Origin of the sequence: Halomonas sp. AOP25-F1-15 (assembly GCF_052378675.1) — a bacterium.
GTDB classification, from domain to species: Bacteria; Pseudomonadota; Gammaproteobacteria; order Pseudomonadales; family Halomonadaceae; genus Vreelandella; species Vreelandella casei.
Genome location: NZ_JBQSXV010000003.1, coordinates 36,412 through 53,133 on the forward strand (window position 1 = coordinate 36,412; position 16,722 = coordinate 53,133).

At 56.3% G+C, this 16,722-nt stretch carries 15 protein-coding genes; 8 read left to right on the forward strand and 7 right to left on the reverse strand.

The window, feature by feature from the left end; translation table 11 throughout:
• Positions 1-213: 213 nt before the first annotated feature.
• From ACT3TF_RS06130 to djlA, 3 genes are all read right to left on the reverse strand, one after another.
• Entirely contained in the window at positions 214-831 is a 618-nt protein-coding gene (locus ACT3TF_RS06130) for a glutathione S-transferase family protein (protein ID WP_441685471.1), read from the reverse strand.
• A complete protein-coding gene (locus tag ACT3TF_RS06135; protein ID WP_441685469.1) occupies positions 828-1,199 on the reverse strand; it encodes a hypothetical protein in 372 nt (123 codons plus the stop codon). Before ACT3TF_RS06135 ends, ACT3TF_RS06130 begins: the two co-directional genes overlap by 4 nt.
• A 78-nt stretch (positions 1,200-1,277) precedes the next feature.
• Positions 1,278-2,036 carry a co-chaperone DjlA gene (gene djlA / locus ACT3TF_RS06140; RefSeq protein WP_441685467.1) on the reverse strand — a complete coding sequence of 253 codons (759 nt, stop codon included), beginning with the start codon at positions 2,034-2,036 and terminating at the stop codon, positions 1,278-1,280.
• A 219-nt stretch (positions 2,037-2,255) separates the two neighbouring features.
• Between djlA and ACT3TF_RS06145 the strand changes: the two genes are divergently transcribed.
• The gene (locus ACT3TF_RS06145; protein ID WP_444671786.1) at positions 2,256-4,580 is read left to right on the forward strand and encodes an FdhF/YdeP family oxidoreductase; all 2,325 of its coding nucleotides are present in this window, start codon (positions 2,256-2,258) and stop codon (positions 4,578-4,580) included.
• Positions 4,581-4,584: 4 nt separating this feature from the next.
• Positions 4,585-4,893 (forward strand): MarR family transcriptional regulator, encoded by a 309-nt coding sequence (locus ACT3TF_RS06150; protein WP_441685461.1) that lies wholly within the window; start codon positions 4,585-4,587, stop codon positions 4,891-4,893.
• A 26-nt stretch (positions 4,894-4,919) separates the two neighbouring features.
• Here the strand turns inward: ACT3TF_RS06150 and dxs are convergent, their stop codons facing one another.
• The 3 genes from dxs to ACT3TF_RS06165 form a co-directional block, all read right to left on the reverse strand.
• Complete coding sequence (gene dxs / locus ACT3TF_RS06155) at positions 4,920-6,830, reverse strand: 1-deoxy-D-xylulose-5-phosphate synthase (RefSeq protein ID WP_444671787.1); 1,911 nt, start codon at positions 6,828-6,830, stop codon at positions 4,920-4,922.
• A gap of 92 nt (positions 6,831-6,922) precedes the next feature.
• The gene (locus ACT3TF_RS06160; RefSeq protein ID WP_444671788.1) at positions 6,923-7,846 is read right to left on the reverse strand and encodes a farnesyl diphosphate synthase; all 924 of its coding nucleotides are present in this window, start codon (positions 7,844-7,846) and stop codon (positions 6,923-6,925) included.
• Positions 7,840-8,154: an exodeoxyribonuclease VII small subunit gene (locus ACT3TF_RS06165; protein ID WP_192535821.1), complete on the reverse strand. Its 315-nt coding sequence runs from the start codon at positions 8,152-8,154 to the stop codon at positions 7,840-7,842. The genes ACT3TF_RS06160 and ACT3TF_RS06165 overlap by 7 nt, the downstream gene beginning before the upstream one ends.
• Before the next feature lie 237 nt (positions 8,155-8,391).
• On the opposite strand from ACT3TF_RS06165, the gene serA reads away from it, so the two are divergent.
• Entirely contained in the window at positions 8,392-9,636 is a 1,245-nt protein-coding gene (gene serA / locus ACT3TF_RS06170; RefSeq protein WP_444671789.1) for a phosphoglycerate dehydrogenase, read from the forward strand.
• A 72-nt stretch (positions 9,637-9,708) separates the two neighbouring features.
• Here serA and ACT3TF_RS06175 read toward each other — a convergent pair whose 3' ends face one another.
• A complete protein-coding gene (locus ACT3TF_RS06175) occupies positions 9,709-10,398 on the reverse strand; it encodes a pirin family protein (RefSeq protein WP_444671790.1) in 690 nt (229 codons plus the stop codon).
• 230 nt (positions 10,399-10,628) lie between these two features.
• Between ACT3TF_RS06175 and trhO the strand changes: the two genes are divergently transcribed.
• The 5 genes from trhO (at position 10,629) to ybiO (ending at position 16,549) form a co-directional block, all read left to right on the forward strand.
• Entirely contained in the window at positions 10,629-11,603 is a 975-nt protein-coding gene (gene trhO, locus ACT3TF_RS06180) for an oxygen-dependent tRNA uridine(34) hydroxylase TrhO (RefSeq protein ID WP_444671791.1), read from the forward strand.
• 65 nt (positions 11,604-11,668) lie between these two features.
• Entirely contained in the window at positions 11,669-12,484 is an 816-nt protein-coding gene (locus ACT3TF_RS06185; protein ID WP_444671792.1) for an enoyl-CoA hydratase, read from the forward strand.
• Positions 12,485-12,712: 228 nt separating this feature from the next.
• The gene (locus ACT3TF_RS06190) at positions 12,713-13,534 is read left to right on the forward strand and encodes an IclR family transcriptional regulator (protein ID WP_441685448.1); all 822 of its coding nucleotides are present in this window, start codon (positions 12,713-12,715) and stop codon (positions 13,532-13,534) included.
• Between the two features lie 32 nt (positions 13,535-13,566).
• Positions 13,567-13,998, forward strand: coding sequence for a YqaA family protein (locus ACT3TF_RS06195; RefSeq protein ID WP_444671793.1), 432 nt, complete (start codon positions 13,567-13,569; stop codon positions 13,996-13,998).
• A 136-nt stretch (positions 13,999-14,134) separates the two neighbouring features.
• Entirely contained in the window at positions 14,135-16,549 is a 2,415-nt protein-coding gene (gene ybiO / locus ACT3TF_RS06200; protein ID WP_444671794.1) for a mechanosensitive channel protein, read from the forward strand.
• Positions 16,550-16,722: the final 173 nt, after the last annotated feature.

Sequence of the window (16,722 nt, forward strand, 5' to 3'; positions counted from 1 at the left end):
CACCAAAGTGAGTGAATGTGATATCGACTTTAGTGTTGAATTTACGTGATCACGTAATGATGCACAAGCGTAAATGTGCGGCTTTACGCACACATGTTAAGGAGATCAAACGATCTCAGCGCACACGACTTGGCTGTTTTATGGGGCTGAGATGCCCCTAGTAAGCCGCCTGCCTTTCCAGCGGCCGCCTCGCTAGAAAGGCAGGTAAGGACGTTAAGCCGCGTTTTCTTCGCGGGCTATAGCACGCGCCATAGCAGGGCGCTGAATGTGGCGTTCGCGATAGGCTATTAGCGTGTCAGGTAAGCGGTGTTTCATGCTGATCGCCCACGATAGGGTGTGGGTTAAAAACAGATCAGCGAGTGTGAACGACTCACCGACCAAGTTTTCTTGACCGTGGTAGCGACGCTCTAAAGCGGCCAGCGCACGCTGAAACTCCCAAGCGCACACCGGTAGAATCGCGGGAACACGCTTATCATCGGGCAGGGCAAACGTGTGCTTGGCTTGATTCCAAAGAGGCTGCTCAATTTCCGTCACGATAAAGCTGAGCCACTGGTCGATCTGAGCACGGGCAGCTGGATCATTAGGCAGCAGCGTGCCGTTGCTATACGTTTCGGCCAAATAACGGCAAATCGGCGCAGATTCAAATAAGTGGACGTCACCATCCTCAAGCGCAGGCACCTTCCCATCAGGGTGGCGCGCCAAATGCTCGGCCGTTTGGCCCTCACCTTTATCTAGCGCTATGTGTTGGCATTGATACTCAACGCCAAGCTCTTCAAGGGTCCACGACACCCGCAAAGAGCGCGATTTTGGAAAACTGTATAGCGTGATCATGGTGCATCACTGATATTGCCGTAGCCGACGACTTCGTCATCGGAGATCCATTCGATGCGGCCATCACTATCGCGGCTAACCCCGTAGCAGTTAATCTCGTCGTCACCGTAATCGAAGCACATGGTGTCATCAACGATGGTCGCCTGGCCTGAGTAACCGTCGCCAACAATTTCACCTTCGGGAAGGTAGATTTCGCTATAGTCTTGGCCGCCTGCCATCGCTCCCTGTACCTGGTTGCCCCACACCAGCTCACGAATTTCATCGCCAGAAAGTCGCTCACCAGCGGACTCAGCAAGCGCGCTAGCAGACATGCCGCCCAGCGCTATAGTGAAACAAACGCCCATAATGCTAGAAAGTTGTACGCGCATGATGCTTTCTCCAGTGTTGGAATAAGGTGCGTTTAACTCTAGCGCAGGTAGGCGTTGAAGGCGAATAAGCTGCGATGATCAAGCGCGTGATTCGCTGATACGCTCGTAGGCGTTGCCAATTTCGCTCGTGCGCGCCTGTGCAACGTCGCGCATGCTTTCTGGCAAGCCTTTGCCCGCGAGTTTGTCGGGGTGGTTTTGGCTCATTAAGCGGCGATAGGCTTTCTTTATCTCAGCATCGCTGGCGTCTTCAGAAACGCCCAGAACACGGTAAGCATCTTTAAGCGCTTCTTCGCTGGCGCCTTGAGAGTTCGCGGCAGCACCGTGCAGCATCGCTTCGATCTGCTGAACTTCGGCTTCGCTACAGCCCACCCCGCGAGCAACGCGCAGAATCATTTCATGCTCGGCAGGATGCAGAACGCCGTCGGCTGAGATAGCGGTGAGCTGAACCTGGATAAAAACCTGACGCAAAACGGGCTGACGCTGAGTCAGGCGATTAACCGCGGCCAGCTCAGCGTCTAAGTTGAAGTCAGCGGCGCGGCCCCGTTCGAAGGCGGCACGCGCCTTGGCGCGCTGCTCGCCTTGCAGCCGCATCTGATCAAAGAGCTTTTCGGCAACGCCCAGCTCGCCTTCGGTGACTTTTCCGTCGGCTTGGCACAGGCAGCCCATGACAGAAAAAATTGACTCCAAAAAGCCTTCTTGAATGCGCACGCGGGCGCCGTTTAAGCGGCGGCTGAGACGTTGCCCCGCCCACCAACCCAGACCGCCGCCAACCAGCAGTCCAACCGGTCCGCCAAACGCTAGGCCGATTAGGCTGAAAATGATAATAAGTAATAGCATAGAAATCTCAAAGTAGTTGAAAGATAAGGACTTAAGGCATTCTTGCGCGGCGAGCGCTCTGCTTGCTTAGTGCCGGTCAGTGACGGCGCTCATCGCTAATGGCGGCACTGCGCGTTCACTACTTGACCAGGCGGCGCTTTTGGTCGAACGTAACGCACTATAAGGAGGCAGGCTAATGACTAATACGATGCTTCCTTCCCTTCTGTATGGAGAAGCACGATGTCCTCGCCGAATCCTGATGCCCCAAAAAGCTCTAAGGTACACGATCCCAAGGTTTTTGAGTATCACAACCCGGCTGGGGGCTGGGGTGCGCTTAAAGCCGTGGGTAAGCATTTACTGCATAGCCGCGCCGTGGCTACCAATGCGCGGGCGCTGTTTAAGCTCAATCAGCCCGATGGGTTTGATTGCCCCGGCTGCGCCTGGGGTGACCCTGAGCACGGTTCTTCATTCGAATTTTGTGAGAACGGCGTAAAAGCAGTGACGTGGGAGTCCACTTCCAAGCGAGTGACGCGGGATTTCTTTGCCAAGCATACCGTTAGCGAACTCAAAACCTGGGACGACTATCGTCTGGAAGATCAGGGGCGGCTGGTCGAGCCGATGCGCTACAACGCTGAAACCGACCACTACGAGCCGGTTGCCTGGGACGCGGCGCTGGACTTGATGGCCGCAGAACTTAAGGCGCTGCCCACGCCGAATGACGCTATCTTCTATACCTCCGGAAAGGCGGGTAACGAGTCGGCGTACGTGTTCCAGCTGCTGGCGCGGCTCTATGGCACCAACAACCTGCCGGACTGTTCGAATATGTGCCATGAGGCGAGCGGCGTTGCCCTTGGCGCGGCGCTGGGGACTGGCAAGGGCAGCGTGCGGCTGGCGGATTTTGAGCAGGCCGAGGCGATTTTTGTATTTGGCCAGAATCCCGGCACCAACCACCCGCGTATGCTGGGTACGCTGCGTGAAGCCGCTGAGCGTGGCGCCACGATCGTCAGCTTCAATCCGCTGCGCGAGCGGGGGCTTGAGAAGTTTGCCAACCCGCAAAAGCCGCTTGAAATGCTGCATAACGGCAGCCATGCCATCAGCTCGCATTACTTTTGCCCTAAGCTGGGCGGCGATATGGCCGTTTTGCGCGGCATGGCGAAAGCGCTGTTTGAGCGTGATGGCGCAGGCGAACCCGTGCTGGACCATCAATTTATCGCTGAGCACACCGTTGAACTTGACGCCTACCGCCGCGAAGTAGAGGCCACTGAGTGGGAGACGATTGAGGCTCAGGCAGGCTTAAGTCGAGCGGAAATCGAGCAGGCCGCGATGCTGTATGCCCGCTCCAACGCCACTATTATCTGCTGGGCGATGGGCATTACGCAGCACGTGCACTCGGTGCCGACCGTTCGTGAAATTGTTAACCTGCTACTGCTTTGCGGAAACCTGGGTAAACCCGGCGCCGGTACCTCGCCGGTACGCGGACACTCCAATGTGCAGGGCGACCGAACGATGGGTATTTTCGAAAAGCCCTCGGATGCACTGCTGGACGCCCTGGAAAGCCGTTACCAAAGACCCATGCCAAGAGCGTTTGGCGTTGATTCTGTGGCCGCCGTACAGACCATGCGTGATCAGCCGGGCAAGGTGTTTATTGGCCTAGCCGGTAATTTTACCCGCGCTATTTCCGACAGCCGAGTGACCGAAGCGGCGATGTCTCAATGCCGCTTAACGGCGTTTATTAGTACCAAGCTCAACCGCAGCCACTTAGTGACGGGTAAAGACGCGCTGATTCTGCCTTGTTTGGGGCGCACCGAGGTCGACCGCAGCGCAACAGGCAAGCCGCAGCTAATTACCGTGGAAGACTCTATGAGCATGGTGCACGGGTCGGCGGGCATTAATCGCCCGGTGGATAGCACGCTACCCTCTGAAATCACCATATTGACCGGCCTTGCCGAGCGCTTGCTGGGTAACGACGTAGCCGATTGGGCCGCCATGCGTGACGACTACGACGTGATTCGCGAGCATATCGAAGCCGTCATTCCCGGTTTTGATAATTTTAATGAGCGTGTGCGTGAGCCGCGCGGCTTTTGGCTGATGAATCCGGCCTTTGAGCTGCGCTTCCCTACCCAGAGCGGCAAGGCCGAGTTTTCTGATGCCAGGTTGCCTGAGCAGGTAATGCACCAGCAGATGACGGGCCGAGAAGGTGGTTGGCTAACCCTGCAAACCATGCGCTCCCACGATCAGTACAACACCACGATATACGGCTATAACGACCGCTATCGGGGCATTGAAAACGGCCGCCAGGTGATTTTCCTGAATACCAAGGATATTGATCGGCTGGGCTTTAAAGCAGGCCAGTGGGTGGATTTGATTGGCGAATCGGGCGATGGCATTACCCGCCGAGTGGATGGCTTTAAAGTCGTTGCTTACGCAACGCCCGAAGGCTGTGCCGCCGCTTACTACCCCGAAACCAATCCGCTGATCCCGCTGGATCATAAAGGCGATCAAAGCCATACCCCAGCCTCCAAGTCGATTGCTATTCGCCTGGAAGCTAGCGCCCGGATTGTCTGAATAAATGTCTGAGAAAATGCCTGAACCCACGGAGGGGCAACACCTGCAGCGCGCACTCACCGCACTGCAGGCCGCGTATCCCGAGCTCGACACCCTGGCCGCGCTGGTGCTGCTGGCGCTTGATGCTTCGCCGCCCTCTGACAAGGGTGTTTCCAGCGCGCTATTAGCGAGACATTTGGATATTGAGCATGCGCTTATCCGTCGCGCCTGCACCACGCTTGAAGAGGCGGGCTGGGTTCATTCCCAGCCCGCTGGTGGGGCAAGCTCGGCACTGCGGGTGGTGTTGATTAAACCGCTTCTCGCGATGGGCTAAGTTAGCGGTTTAGCACGCAGCGGTTGCTATGGCTGCCGCTGGCGAATGGCGGCTTCGATGCCCTCAGCGTCCAGGCCGCAGTCGTGCAGCAGCTGGTCGGGCGTGCCGTGCTCGATAAAGGTATCCGGTAGGCCGAGATTTAATACTTCTATCTGCACGCCTTCGGCATGCAGCAGCTCGTTAACCGCGCTGCCTGCGCCGCCAGCAACGACGTTCTCTTCCAGCGTAACCAGCAGTTCGTGTTCATCGGCGGCGTGAAGCACTGCATCGCGATCCAACGGTTTAATCGAGCGCATATTGATGTGCGTCGCGTTTAAGCGTTCGGCAATCTCGGCAGCAGGGCCGTTTAAGCTGCCAAAAGCGAGCAGCGCGATGCGCACGCCGTCGTTAGAAGACTGGCGGCGGATCTCCGCTTTGCCAATCGCTAGAGGCTCAAGGTGCGTTGGAATATCGACACCCGGGCCGGTGCCGCGCGGGTAGCGTACGGCGGCAGGGCCGGGGTAGTGATAAGCAGCGCTGAGCATGGCGCGACACTCGGCTTCATCCGCCGGGGCGAGAATCACCATGCCCGGCACACAGCGTAAGAAGGAAAGGTCCATGCTGCCGTGATGCGTGGGGCCGTCTTCGCCTACCAGGCCCGCTCGATCAATCGCGAAGGTGACGTCCAGGTTTTGTACCGCCACATCGTGAATTAACTGATCATAGCCGCGCTGCAGAAAGGTAGAGTAAATGGCAACGACGGGCTTCATGCCTTCGCAGGCCATGCCCGCCGCTAGCGTTACGGCGTGCTGCTCGGCGATCGCGACATCGAAATAGCGCTCCGGGTACTGCTTAGAGAAGCGAATTAAGTCGGAGCCTTCACGCATCGCGGGGGTGATCGCCAGTAGGCGCGAATCGTGAGCAGCCATATCGCAAAGCCAATCGCCGAACACATTGCAGTACTTTTTCTTAACGACGCTTTTCGGTAGCGGCGCTTGCTTGAGCGCTGCACTGGGTTTTTCGAGCTTGGTAATCGCGTGATAGCCAATCTGATCCGCTTCCGCCGGTAAGAAACCTTTGCCTTTCACCGTTTTGATATGCAGAAACTGCGGCCCATCAAGGTCACGCAGGTTCTCAAGCGTCTCGGTGAGCGCGCCAAGGTCGTGGCCATCGATGGGGCCTACGTAGTTAAAGCCCATTTCTTCAAACAGCGTGGCGGGGCTGACCATGCCTTTCATGTGCTCTTCGGTGCGTCGGGCAAGCTCCAGTGCGCCGGGCAGGTGTGAAAGCACTTTCTTGCTCTCTTCGCGAATCTTAAGATAGGGCTTGCTGGAGAGTACCCGGGCGAGATAGGTGGCCATGCCGCCAACGTTCTCGGAAATCGACATTTCGTTGTCGTTGAGCACCACAAGCAGGTTAGCGTTGACGTGGCCTGCATGGGCAAGGGCTTCAAACGCCATGCCTGCCGTTAGCGCACCGTCACCAATAATCGCACAAACGCGCCGCTGGCTGCCCTGTGCTTTGGCGGCCAATGCCATGCCGAGCGCTGCTGAAATAGAGGTGCTGGAATGCCCCACGCCGAAGGTGTCGTACTCAGATTCAGCACGGTTAGGGAAGGCCGCTAAGCCGCCGTGCTGGCGAATGCTGAGCATCGTCTCACGACGACCGGTAAGAATTTTGTGTGGGTAGGCCTGATGGCCAACGTCCCACACCAAGCGGTCGTCCGGCGTATGGAAGGCACGGTGCAGCGCAACGCTGAGCTCGACAACGCCAAGCCCGGCACCAAAGTGCCCACCAGACACGCCTACGCTATACAGCAAATAGGCGCGCAGCTCGTCGGCCAGCTGGGCGAGCTGGTGCGCGTTCATGGCCCGCAGCGCAGCCGGGTGATCAAAAGAGTCGAGCAGGGGCGTTGCAGGGCGCTCACGGGGAATCTCGTCGAACAGCTTCATGGGCATGTTTTCATAGACATTATTTTCAGGGACATCGTTTGCATAGACATTATTTTCAGGGACATTGTTTGCATAGACATTGTTTGCATAGACATTGCTTAGTGGTCGCGCTCGATCATGTAGTGGGCAAGATCGGCCAGCGGTGCAGCACGCTCCCCCAGTGGGGCAAGCGCGGCAATGGCTTCGTCGATCAGGCTTTGTGCTTTACGCTGTGCGCCTTCTAAACCCAGCAGGCTGGGATAAGTGGGCTTGGCACGTGCGGCATCGGCGCCTGACGTTTTACCTAGGGTAGCGGTATCGCCGGTCACGTCCAGTATGTCGTCGTGAATCTGGAAGGCTAAACCAATGGCGGCTGCGTAGCGAGTTAACGCGCCTAAGCGTGGGTCGTCTTCATCAACCGCCACAAGGCCGCCTAGGCGCACGGCGGCAACGATCAGGGCACCGGTTTTATGGGCATGCATGTGGGCCAGCGCATCGACATCCGGATGACCACCGACCGCATCTAGATCCAGCGCCTGGCCTGCCACCATGCCATCGCGCCCTGAGGCGCAGGCAAGCGTATATACCAAATTACCAAGCCGCGGATGTGCTGTGCTGGACAGTACTTCAAATGCCAGCGCCTGCAGCGCATCCCCGGCTAGAATCGCGCTCGCCTCATCAAAGGCTTTATGCACGGTGGGCTGTCCGCGACGCAGGTCGTCATCGTCCATGGCGGGCAGGTCGTCATGAATCAACGAGTAGGCATGAATCAGCTCAATTGCTGCGGCAGGGGCATCCAGCGCATCGTCTTTTGCGCCTAGCGCGTGGCCCGCCATATATACCAGCAGTGGGCGCAGGCGTTTGCCGCCGGCTAGCAGGCCATGGCGCATGGCGGCCTCCAGCCGGGGAGCGACCGCCTGTCGATTATCAAGCTTTCTATCATCGTCCTGTCGATTATCAAACAATGCCGCTAGGGTCGCATCTACGCGGGCAGTGCTAGTACGGCGTAAAACGGCAAGCTGGCTAGACTGCGTGGCTACCATGGGGGCGTCTCCTTGCTGTCTTCCTCGGCGTCGTCCTTGGGCACGTCCTTGAGATCGTTCTTAGCATCGTCAGGGCCAGCAAAGGGTGTCACGTTTAAGCGTCCTTCGCTGTCTTCACTGAGTGCCCGCACTTTAAGCTCAGCGGTATCCAGCCGCTGTTGAGCATCGCGAGTTAATCGCACGCCCTGCTCAAATGCAGTCAGCGCATTTTCCAATGAGAGCTCGCCTGATTCTAGGCGTTCGACGATGGTTTCGAGTTGCTCAACCGTCGCGGCAAAATCCTGCGGAGATGATGTGGTGTCGCTCATTGGGGTGCCTGCAAGCCGATATTTTTAAATATAAGTACATAGTATACACCGACGCCTGGGGGGGGCGTCTGCCTTTCCATGTACGCGAAAGTTGACGACTTGCGACAGATTCATCGTTAGCACACACACTTTTCATCATCTTGAATCGGTCTGAATGAGGCGGGCTGTGCTAGGATATGGGCCTTCCGTGAACCGATACACGGCGCATGCCGCCGCCCATTAGAGGTTGATTCAGCCATGGCCAAAACGTCCCTGGACAAGAGCAAGATCAAGATCCTGCTACTCGAGGGCGTCCACCAAAGCGCGGTGGACAATTTTCACACATCAGGTTACGCCAGCATTGAGCACCTGCCGACGTCGCTGGATGAAGACGCGCTGATCGAAAAGATCCGCGATGTGCACTTCATCGGCATTCGCTCGCGGACGCAGCTGACTGAGCGCGTTTTCGAAGCGGCAGAGAAGCTGGTGGGTGTTGGCTGTTTCTGTATCGGCACCAACCAGGTCGATTTGACTGCAGCGCTGAAGCGTGGCATCGCGGTGTTCAATGCCCCGTACTCCAATACACGCTCCGTGGCTGAACTGGTGCTGGCAGAGGCAATTATGCTGCTGCGAGGTATTCCTGAGAAAAACGCTCGTGCCCATCAGGGCGGCTGGCTGAAATCAGCGAAAAATTCTCACGAAGCCCGCGGTAAAACGCTGGGTATCGTTGGTTACGGCAGTATCGGCGCGCAGCTTTCTGTGCTGGCTGAGTCGTTAGGCTTTAACGTTATTTTTTACGACGTGATCACCAAACTGGGCATGGGTAATGCCAGCCAAGTGGGCAGCCTTGAAGAGCTACTGGGGCGTGCGGATGTGGTCAGCTTACACGTGCCTGATCTTGCCTCAACCCGTTGGATGATCGGCGCGAAAGAGATTGCGGCCATGAAGCAAGGCGCAATCTTTATCAATGCTGCGCGCGGCAGCGTGGTAGAAATCGAACCGCTGGCAGATGCGATTAAAGCGGGCAAACTGAACGGTGCGGCGATTGACGTCTTCCCGGTGGAGCCGAAAGGTAACAACGAGGAGTTCCAAAGCCCGCTGCGTGGCCTAGAAAACGTGATTTTGACGCCACACGTGGGTGGTTCAACCCTGGAAGCTCAGGAGAACATCGGCATTGAAGTGTCAGAAAAACTGATTACGTATTCTGATAACGGCACCACTGTGACCTCGGTTAACTTCCCTGAAGTGGCGCTGCCTGCACATCCAGACAAGCACCGCCTGCTGCATATTCATGACAACGTACCGGGTGTGCTGTCGCAGATTAACCGTGTGTTGTCTGAAAATGGCATCAACATCTCCGGCCAGTATCTGCAGACCAATGAGAAAGTCGGCTATGTGGTTATCGATGTCGATAAAGCCTACGGCCCTCAAGCGCTGGAAGCATTGAAGCAGGTAGATCACACGCTAAAAATTCGTGCGCTCTACTCGTCTCACAACAGCTAGCGCTTAGCAGTAAAAGCCACCGCATAAAAAACGGCGCCTCTTTTGAGGCGCCGTTTTGGTTGGTGCAGGCTATTAAGCCAGGTCAAACAGCAGCACTTCGCCCGCTTCTTTACCGGTGAGAGTAATCATCTCTTCCGGCTGGAAAGCGGCCGCGTCGCCTGCGCCGAGCGTTTCACCGTTAATTTCCATGGTGCCGTTAACAACATGCAGCCAGGCATGACGGGCGGGTGGTGTAGTCGTGCTTTCCCCTGCTGCGAACAGCCCTGCGTAAAGGTTAACATCCTGGTTAATGCCCACAGACCCATCGCGGCCTTCTTCAGAAGCCACCAGGCGCCACTTTCCCTGCCGCTCAGCCGGCGGGAAGGCTTTCTGCTCGTAGCTGGGAGCAATGCCCAGCTGTTTTGGCTCAATCCATATCTGCAGAAAATGCAGGTCGGATTGCTCAGAATGGTTGAACTCGCTGTGCTGCACGCCGGTGCCTGCCGACATGCGCTGCACGTCGCCTGGGCGCATCACTTCACCGTTGCCCATATTGTCTTTGTGCTCCATTTCCCCTTCCAGCACGTAGGAGATAATCTCCATGTCGCGGTGGGAGTGAGCGCCAAAGCCATGGCCGCCCGTCACGCGGTCTTCATTGATAACGCGCAGGGCACGAAATCCCATGTGCTTTGGATCAACGTAGTTGGCGAAGGAAAAGGTATGGTAAGAGCGTAGCCAGCCGTGGTCAGCGTAGCCGCGCTCATTGGCTCGACGAATAATCATAGTGTACTCACTAGAATGCGTGGGATGGAATAACCCCAATATACGCTTCGTTGGAGCGGCGTGGGGTGAAGGTTTCAGTACGATCTCGTCGAATAAATCGATGGATTGAACTCGCCGTTTAATCCCCCGGCTAATGCATCCAAGATTCAAGCGCGCAGCGCTTTAGGGTAGAATGTGCGCGATTATTCACCCGGTCCGCCCTTTGCGAGGGCGACTACCAGGAGCTTCACATGTCAGTAGCCACCACAATCTCCAGTACGCCCCCCAGCCCCATGCCGCCCACCGTGGTCGCGGCGCTGTATAAATTTGTCACTTTGAACGACTTTGAAGCACTGCGTGATCCGCTGCACCAAACAATGCTGGATAACGGCGTGACGGGCACCTTGCTGCTTGCTAAAGAAGGCATTAACGGCACGGTGGCGGGCAGCCGTACCGGCATTGATGCGCTGCTTAGCTGGCTGACTGCCGACTCGCGCCTGGCTGACATTGATCATAAAGAGTCTTACTGCGATGAAACGCCGTTCTATCGCACTAAGGTGAAGCTCAAAAAAGAGATCGTGACGCTAGGCGTGCCGGATATTGACCCCAACGACACCGTCGGCACCTACGTTGAGCCAGAAGACTGGAACGCCGTTATTGCCGACCCGGGCGTGTTGGTGATCGATACGCGCAATGACTATGAAGTGGCCATCGGCAGCTTTGAGCGCGCGATAGACCCGAAGACCACGACCTTTCGGGAATTCCCTGAGTACGTGCGCGAGCACTACGACCCCGAAAAGCATAAAAAAGTGGCCATGTTCTGCACCGGTGGTATTCGCTGCGAAAAAGCCTCGAGCTTTATGCTTAAAGAAGGCTTTGAAGAGGTTTACCACCTAAAGGGCGGCGTGCTGAACTACCTGGAGAAAGTCCCGGAAGAGCAGTCGCTGTGGCGCGGCGAGTGCTTTGTGTTCGATAACCGTGTCACGGTACGCCACGATTTAAGCAAAGGTGAGTTTGAACAGTGTCACGCCTGCCGTATGCCGATCTCTGCCGACGACATGCAGTCCTCCGCCTTTGAGCCCGGCATTAGCTGCCCCCACTGTATTGATTCGCTGCCCGAGAAAACCCGCGCCGCTGCGCGCGAACGCCAGCGCCAGATTGAGCTTGCCAAGTCTCGTGGCGAGCCCCATCCCTTAGGGCGCGACACGCGCAAAATGAAGAAGTAGCGACCAATACGCGCACCTTGTGCGCTAGACTGATGGGCCATGTGCTACTCAAATTGGAGTTCATCATGCCCATCATCTCTACCGGTTCATCGTCTGCAGGTGCCTCTGCCTCCCTTCTGCAACGCAGCGACCATCTAGGCGTCACAACGCTAACCATGCGCGCGCCTGAGCGTTTTAATGCGCTCTCTGAAGCCATGCTGCAAGCCTTTCAGCACGCGTTAGCCGAGATTGCCGACGATAGCAGCGTACGCTGTGTTGTGATCGCCGCAGAAGGCAAAGCCTTTTGTGCCGGGCATGATTTAAAGCAGATGCGCGCCAACCCCACTAAAGCTTACTACCAAGCGCTGTTTACCCGCTGTAGCGAGGTAATGCAGGCCATTGTTAACCTGCCTGTGCCGGTGGTTGCTAAGGTCCAGGGCATTGCCACTGCCGCTGGCTGCCAACTGGTGGCCAGCTGCGATTTGGCGGTCGCTGCGCGCAGCGCTCGTTTTGCCGTGTCGGGCATTAGTGTGGGGCTATTTTGTTCTACGCCCGCTGTGGCTCTGTCACGCAACGTGGCGCGTAAGCGCGCCATGGAAATGCTGCTCACCGGCGAGTTTATCAGCGCCGAGCAGGCGGCCGAGTGGGGGCTGATTAACCGAATGGCCGAAGATGACGCGTTGGATGAAGTTCTTGCGACATTGACCACGAGCATCTGTGCTAAAAGCGCCGTGGCGGTGCGTGCCGGCAAAGCAATGTTTGCTCGCCAGCTTGCCATGCCGCTTGATGAGGCTTACGCGTTTGCGGGTGAAACAATGGCCTGCAATATGCTGGCCGAGGATGTGGGCGAAGGCATTGATGCGTTTATCGGCAAGCGGCCACCGCAATGGCAGCATCGTTAACGTTACGCTGCTGCTTTAGTGGAATTCGTTTCCGTAAACGCGACAGCGGTCGCATTGGCACGTTATCCTGATGCCCTGTTTATTTTTAGAAATAGTATGTTTAGAAATACTATTTTCAGGAACGGTATTGTCAGAAATGCTGTTTTCAGGGACGGCGTCTTCAGGAAAGGCGCTTTTAAGATAGTCTTTTAAAGTCGTTTTTAAGAGAGCCTTTTAGGAGAGAGCCCGGTGAGTGAAGCCAAACGCAGGACGGTCGGTCGTCCGGCGAGTACCGCCAAAGCCAGCGGCGGCCATAGCCAGTCGCTGGTACGTGGCTTAACGCTGATGGAACATCTCGCGGCTAGCCCGCTAGGCTTAGCGCTGTCAGAAGTAGCAGAGATGGCCGAGTTGGCGCCTTCAACCACCCATCGGCTGCTACAGGCGCTACAAAGCCAAGGCTTTGTGACGCAAGAGAATGAGCAAGGTCTGTGGCGAATCGATGTCAAAACTTTCCGTATCGGCAACAGCTTTCTGGAAGCGCGCGACGTGGTGGCGACCAGCCGTCCATTTCTGCGTCGGCTAACGGCCGAAACGGCCGAAACCGCTAACTTGGGCATTCGCGATGGGGCAACGGCTGTCTTTCTTGCCCAGCACGAGTCGCCTCAGATGATGCGCATGATTACTCGTCTGGGCTCCCGTGCGCCGCTGCACGCCTCGGGTGTGGGTAAAGCGCTGCTGGCGTGGATGCCTGATGACGAGCGCCTGCAGCTGCTGGAACAAGGCGAGCTTGTACGAGTGACGACGAATACGCTCTATCAGCCCGACACGCTGCAAGCCGAGGTGGCGAAAATTCGCGCTCAGGGCTTTGCCTGTGACCGTGAGGAGCATGCCATTGGCCTGCACTGCGTGGCTGCCTGTGTGTTTGATGAGCACGGCACACCGATGGCGGCGATATCCGTTTCAGGCCCGATGGCAAGGATTCCCGAAGCGCGTTTGCTGACCTTGGGCGAGCTGGTTCGGCAAACCGCCGATGAAATTACCCAGCAGCTGGGCGGGCAAGTGCCGCGCTAGCTTAGGCATGCCGAGGCTATGGTTACACCACGATGCTGAGCCTATTTTTTGTCGCTTTGGTGAGTGCTACGCTGTTACCCGGTGGGTCTGAGGTGTGGCTAGCACGGCTTTGGTGCGTGGGTGAGCCGCCGCTGGCGCTGTGGTTCGTGGCTACGGCGGGCAATACGCTGGGCAGCATGATCAACGTTGCGGTGGGGCGCTATGCTCGCCGTTTTCAAGACCGCCGCTGGTTTCCGGCATCGCCACGTAGCCTGGCCCGCGCCCAGGGTTGGTATCATCGGTTCGGTGAAATGAGTCTACTGGTGTCATGGGCACCGATTATCGGTGATCCGCTTACTGTTCTCGCCGGCGTGTTTCGGCTGCCCTGGTGGCGGGCATTAGCGTGGATTGTGGTTGCCAAAGGCGCTCGTTACGCACTGGTGCTGCTATTGGCGAATCAATGGCTGGCACCGTACTGTCAGTGAAACACCTTGTTAATCAAGTCGTGTTACCCTGTACAGCTTTATAGTCGGCTGAGTTGTCAGTGTCGGTAATATCGGTTGCGTAACACACAGCAGCCGTTAGATTGAAAAGAATACTCACCCAAAAGGAGGTTAAGGTGTGAAGCCACTTCGTTTATTACCCTGGCTAGGTGTCTGGCTGCTGGCAATGATTGCCTTAATGGCCACGCCAGCAATGGCACAGAGCACGCCTAGTGAATCGGCCAATGCCGATAGTTCAGCGTCATCTGCGCAGGCAGAGCCTGCCTCCTACGAGGCATTGGCGGGTCTCTTAGAGAATGAGCAGTCGCGACAAGAGCTGATTGATATGCTGCGCAATCAAGCCTCAGCGCTGCCCGCTGATATTGCCGCTGAACTATCGCCTGAAGCCGCCGCAGAAGGCAGCCAGCTGGCGCCGGAAGATGTATCCCTACCGCGGCAGTTGGCTGAACTCACTAGCCGTGTGGTGAGTGATGTGGGTGGGCAGTTTGAGCAAGTGGGAAGTATCTTAGGAGACCTGTTCACGGGGCAAGGGGCCGATAGCGTCTTTGATTTGGCGTCCTTCACAAGTGCAGCGATCAATCTGGGCATCGTGATTGTCGCTACATTTGTAATGTTTATGATTTTCAGGCGGTTAGCGAAGCCTCTATTTACTAAGATAAGCGGTTTGTCGCTCAACGGCAGCAACTTAACACCCGTATTGCGCTTAATTGGCTGCGTGGTGATTGCCGCAGTTATCGATGTGCTGCTGATTGCCCTTGCCTATGTGGGTGGCAATTTGTTGGCCACTTTTGCGGTAGGTGAAACCGGTGAACTTTCCACCCGCGCTTCGCTGTTTTTAAATGCTTTCTTAATTATCGAATTACTTAAAGCCGCGGTGCGGATGTTGTTCTCTTCGCGCTATGAAGGGCTGCGCCTGCTGCCTATTTCGGCCCAGGAAGCATCCTACTGGAACCGTTGGCTGGCACGCTTGATTGGCATGGTTGGTTACGGTCTTATGGTCGTGGTGCCGCTGGTGAACTTCTATCTGGCCGCGTCGCTTGGTCAGGCAGTCGGTACGCTGATCATGTTAATGGCGTTCATTTACGCCGTCGGCTTTGTGTTTAAAAACCGTGTGCGCGTGCGTAATAACCTTAACGCGACCGCATCGAGAACAACGATGACGGCCAGCCGCGTCTCACTGCAGCTGTTTGCACGCACCTGGCATCTATTCGCACTGTTTTACTTCCTGATGGTGTTTGTACTGACGTTAACTCGCCCTGGCGATGCGTTGCCGTTTGTTATGTTCGCCACGCTGAAGACGTTAGCGGCCGTTGTGATCGGGCTATTGGTATCAACTTTCCTTACGCAGACGATTGGCCGCCGCATCACGCTGTCAGACGATCTGCGTCGTAAGCTGCCGCTGCTTGAAACGCGGCTAAATAGCTATGTGCCTAATGCGCTGCGCGTGCTGCGCACGATCATTTTGGTCGTGGTCATCATGCTGGTGCTAAATGCCTGGGGCGCCTTTAATTTAGCCGCTTGGTACGCCTCTGAGCGCGGCGCGAACTTAGTCGGCAACCTAACCGGCGTTGCCGTTATTTTGATTGTTTCACTTATAGTTTGGCTGTGCTTGGCAAGCTTGATTGAGCACAAACTTAACCCGGAAACGGGCATGGGTGAGCCTTCTGCACGGGCGAAAACGCTGCTCAGCCTGTTCCGTAATGCACTGGCCATTGCGATGGTGACCATTACCGGCATGATTGTGTTGTCGGAAATTGGCATCAACATTGGCCCGCTGATTGCCGGTGCCGGTGTGCTCGGTTTAGCGATTGGCTTTGGCGCCCAGAAGCTCGTTCAAGACGTGATTACGGGCGTGTTTATCCAGATCGAAAACGCGATGAATACCGGCGATGTCGTCACCGTGGGTGGCGTTACCGGTACCGCTGAAAAGCTTAGCATCCGCTCTGTAGGGATCCGCGATCTCTCTGGTACGTATCACATTGTGCCGTTCTCAAGTGTCGACACCGTCTCTAACTATATGCGTGAGTTTGGTAATCACGTTGGCGAGTACGGCATTGCGTATCGTGAAAGCATTGACGGCGCCATTGAGCAGCTCAAACTTGCCTTTGAAGATCTCAAAGCCAGCGAAGAGCATAGTCATAAACTGTTGGCCGATATGACGGTGGCAGGTGTCGTCGCCTTGGCAGATAGCTCCGTGAACATCCGTGTGGTGATTAAGACCACGCCGGGCGATCAGTGGGGCGTTGGCCGTGCTTACAACCGTTTGGTCAAGCTGCGCTTTGATGAGGCGGGTATCGAGATTCCGTTCCCGCATACGACGCTTTACTTCGGGCAAGACAAAACCGGCTCTGCGCCGCCCGCGAACTTACGGGTTATGCAGCAAGCCTTTACGATTGATGGTAGCCCCGCAGGGCAGCCTAAAGCCGGTGATCTCTCCACGTCGGATGATCGGTTTGACCCTCGCAGCCTTCAATCAGCCCCTGAAACGTTTGAGCATGAAAAGCCTGATCATGATGATGTGGGTGAAACCTAAGCCGCTGTCATCTTAACCCTCAGCGAGGCCGCCTACGGGCGGCCTCGCTGCGTTGCGTAAGCGCGACTATTCATTCCTTTGCCTCGACTGTTGGCTTTGAACGCTTCAGCGAGAGTCACTTAATTCGTCATGCATTCCAATTTGGCATGCATTGAGCGTTTTTTTTCGTTTGT

Bases quoted from the DNA above. Each gene is read 5' to 3' on its own strand.
- ACT3TF_RS06130 (WP_441685471.1), bottom strand. From the start codon at position 831: ATGATCACGCTATACAGTTTTCCAAAATCGCGCTCTTTGCGGGTGTCG.
- ACT3TF_RS06135 (WP_441685469.1), bottom strand. From the start codon at position 1,199: ATGCGCGTACAACTTTCTAGCATTATGGGCGTTTGTTTCACTATAGCG.
- djlA (WP_441685467.1), bottom strand. From the start codon at position 2,036: ATGCTATTACTTATTATCATTTTCAGCCTAATCGGCCTAGCGTTTGGC.
- ACT3TF_RS06145 (WP_444671786.1), top strand. From the start codon at position 2,256: ATGTCCTCGCCGAATCCTGATGCCCCAAAAAGCTCTAAGGTACACGAT.
- ACT3TF_RS06150 (WP_441685461.1), top strand. From the start codon at position 4,585: ATGTCTGAGAAAATGCCTGAACCCACGGAGGGGCAACACCTGCAGCGC.
- dxs (WP_444671787.1), bottom strand. From the start codon at position 6,830: ATGCCCATGAAGCTGTTCGACGAGATTCCCCGTGAGCGCCCTGCAACG.
- ACT3TF_RS06160 (WP_444671788.1), bottom strand. From the start codon at position 7,846: ATGGTAGCCACGCAGTCTAGCCAGCTTGCCGTTTTACGCCGTACTAGC.
- ACT3TF_RS06165 (WP_192535821.1), bottom strand. From the start codon at position 8,154: ATGAGCGACACCACATCATCTCCGCAGGATTTTGCCGCGACGGTTGAG.
- serA (WP_444671789.1), top strand. From the start codon at position 8,392: ATGGCCAAAACGTCCCTGGACAAGAGCAAGATCAAGATCCTGCTACTC.
- ACT3TF_RS06175 (WP_444671790.1), bottom strand. From the start codon at position 10,398: ATGATTATTCGTCGAGCCAATGAGCGCGGCTACGCTGACCACGGCTGG.
- trhO (WP_444671791.1), top strand. From the start codon at position 10,629: ATGTCAGTAGCCACCACAATCTCCAGTACGCCCCCCAGCCCCATGCCG.
- ACT3TF_RS06185 (WP_444671792.1), top strand. From the start codon at position 11,669: ATGCCCATCATCTCTACCGGTTCATCGTCTGCAGGTGCCTCTGCCTCC.
- ACT3TF_RS06195 (WP_444671793.1), top strand. From the start codon at position 13,567: ATGCTGAGCCTATTTTTTGTCGCTTTGGTGAGTGCTACGCTGTTACCC.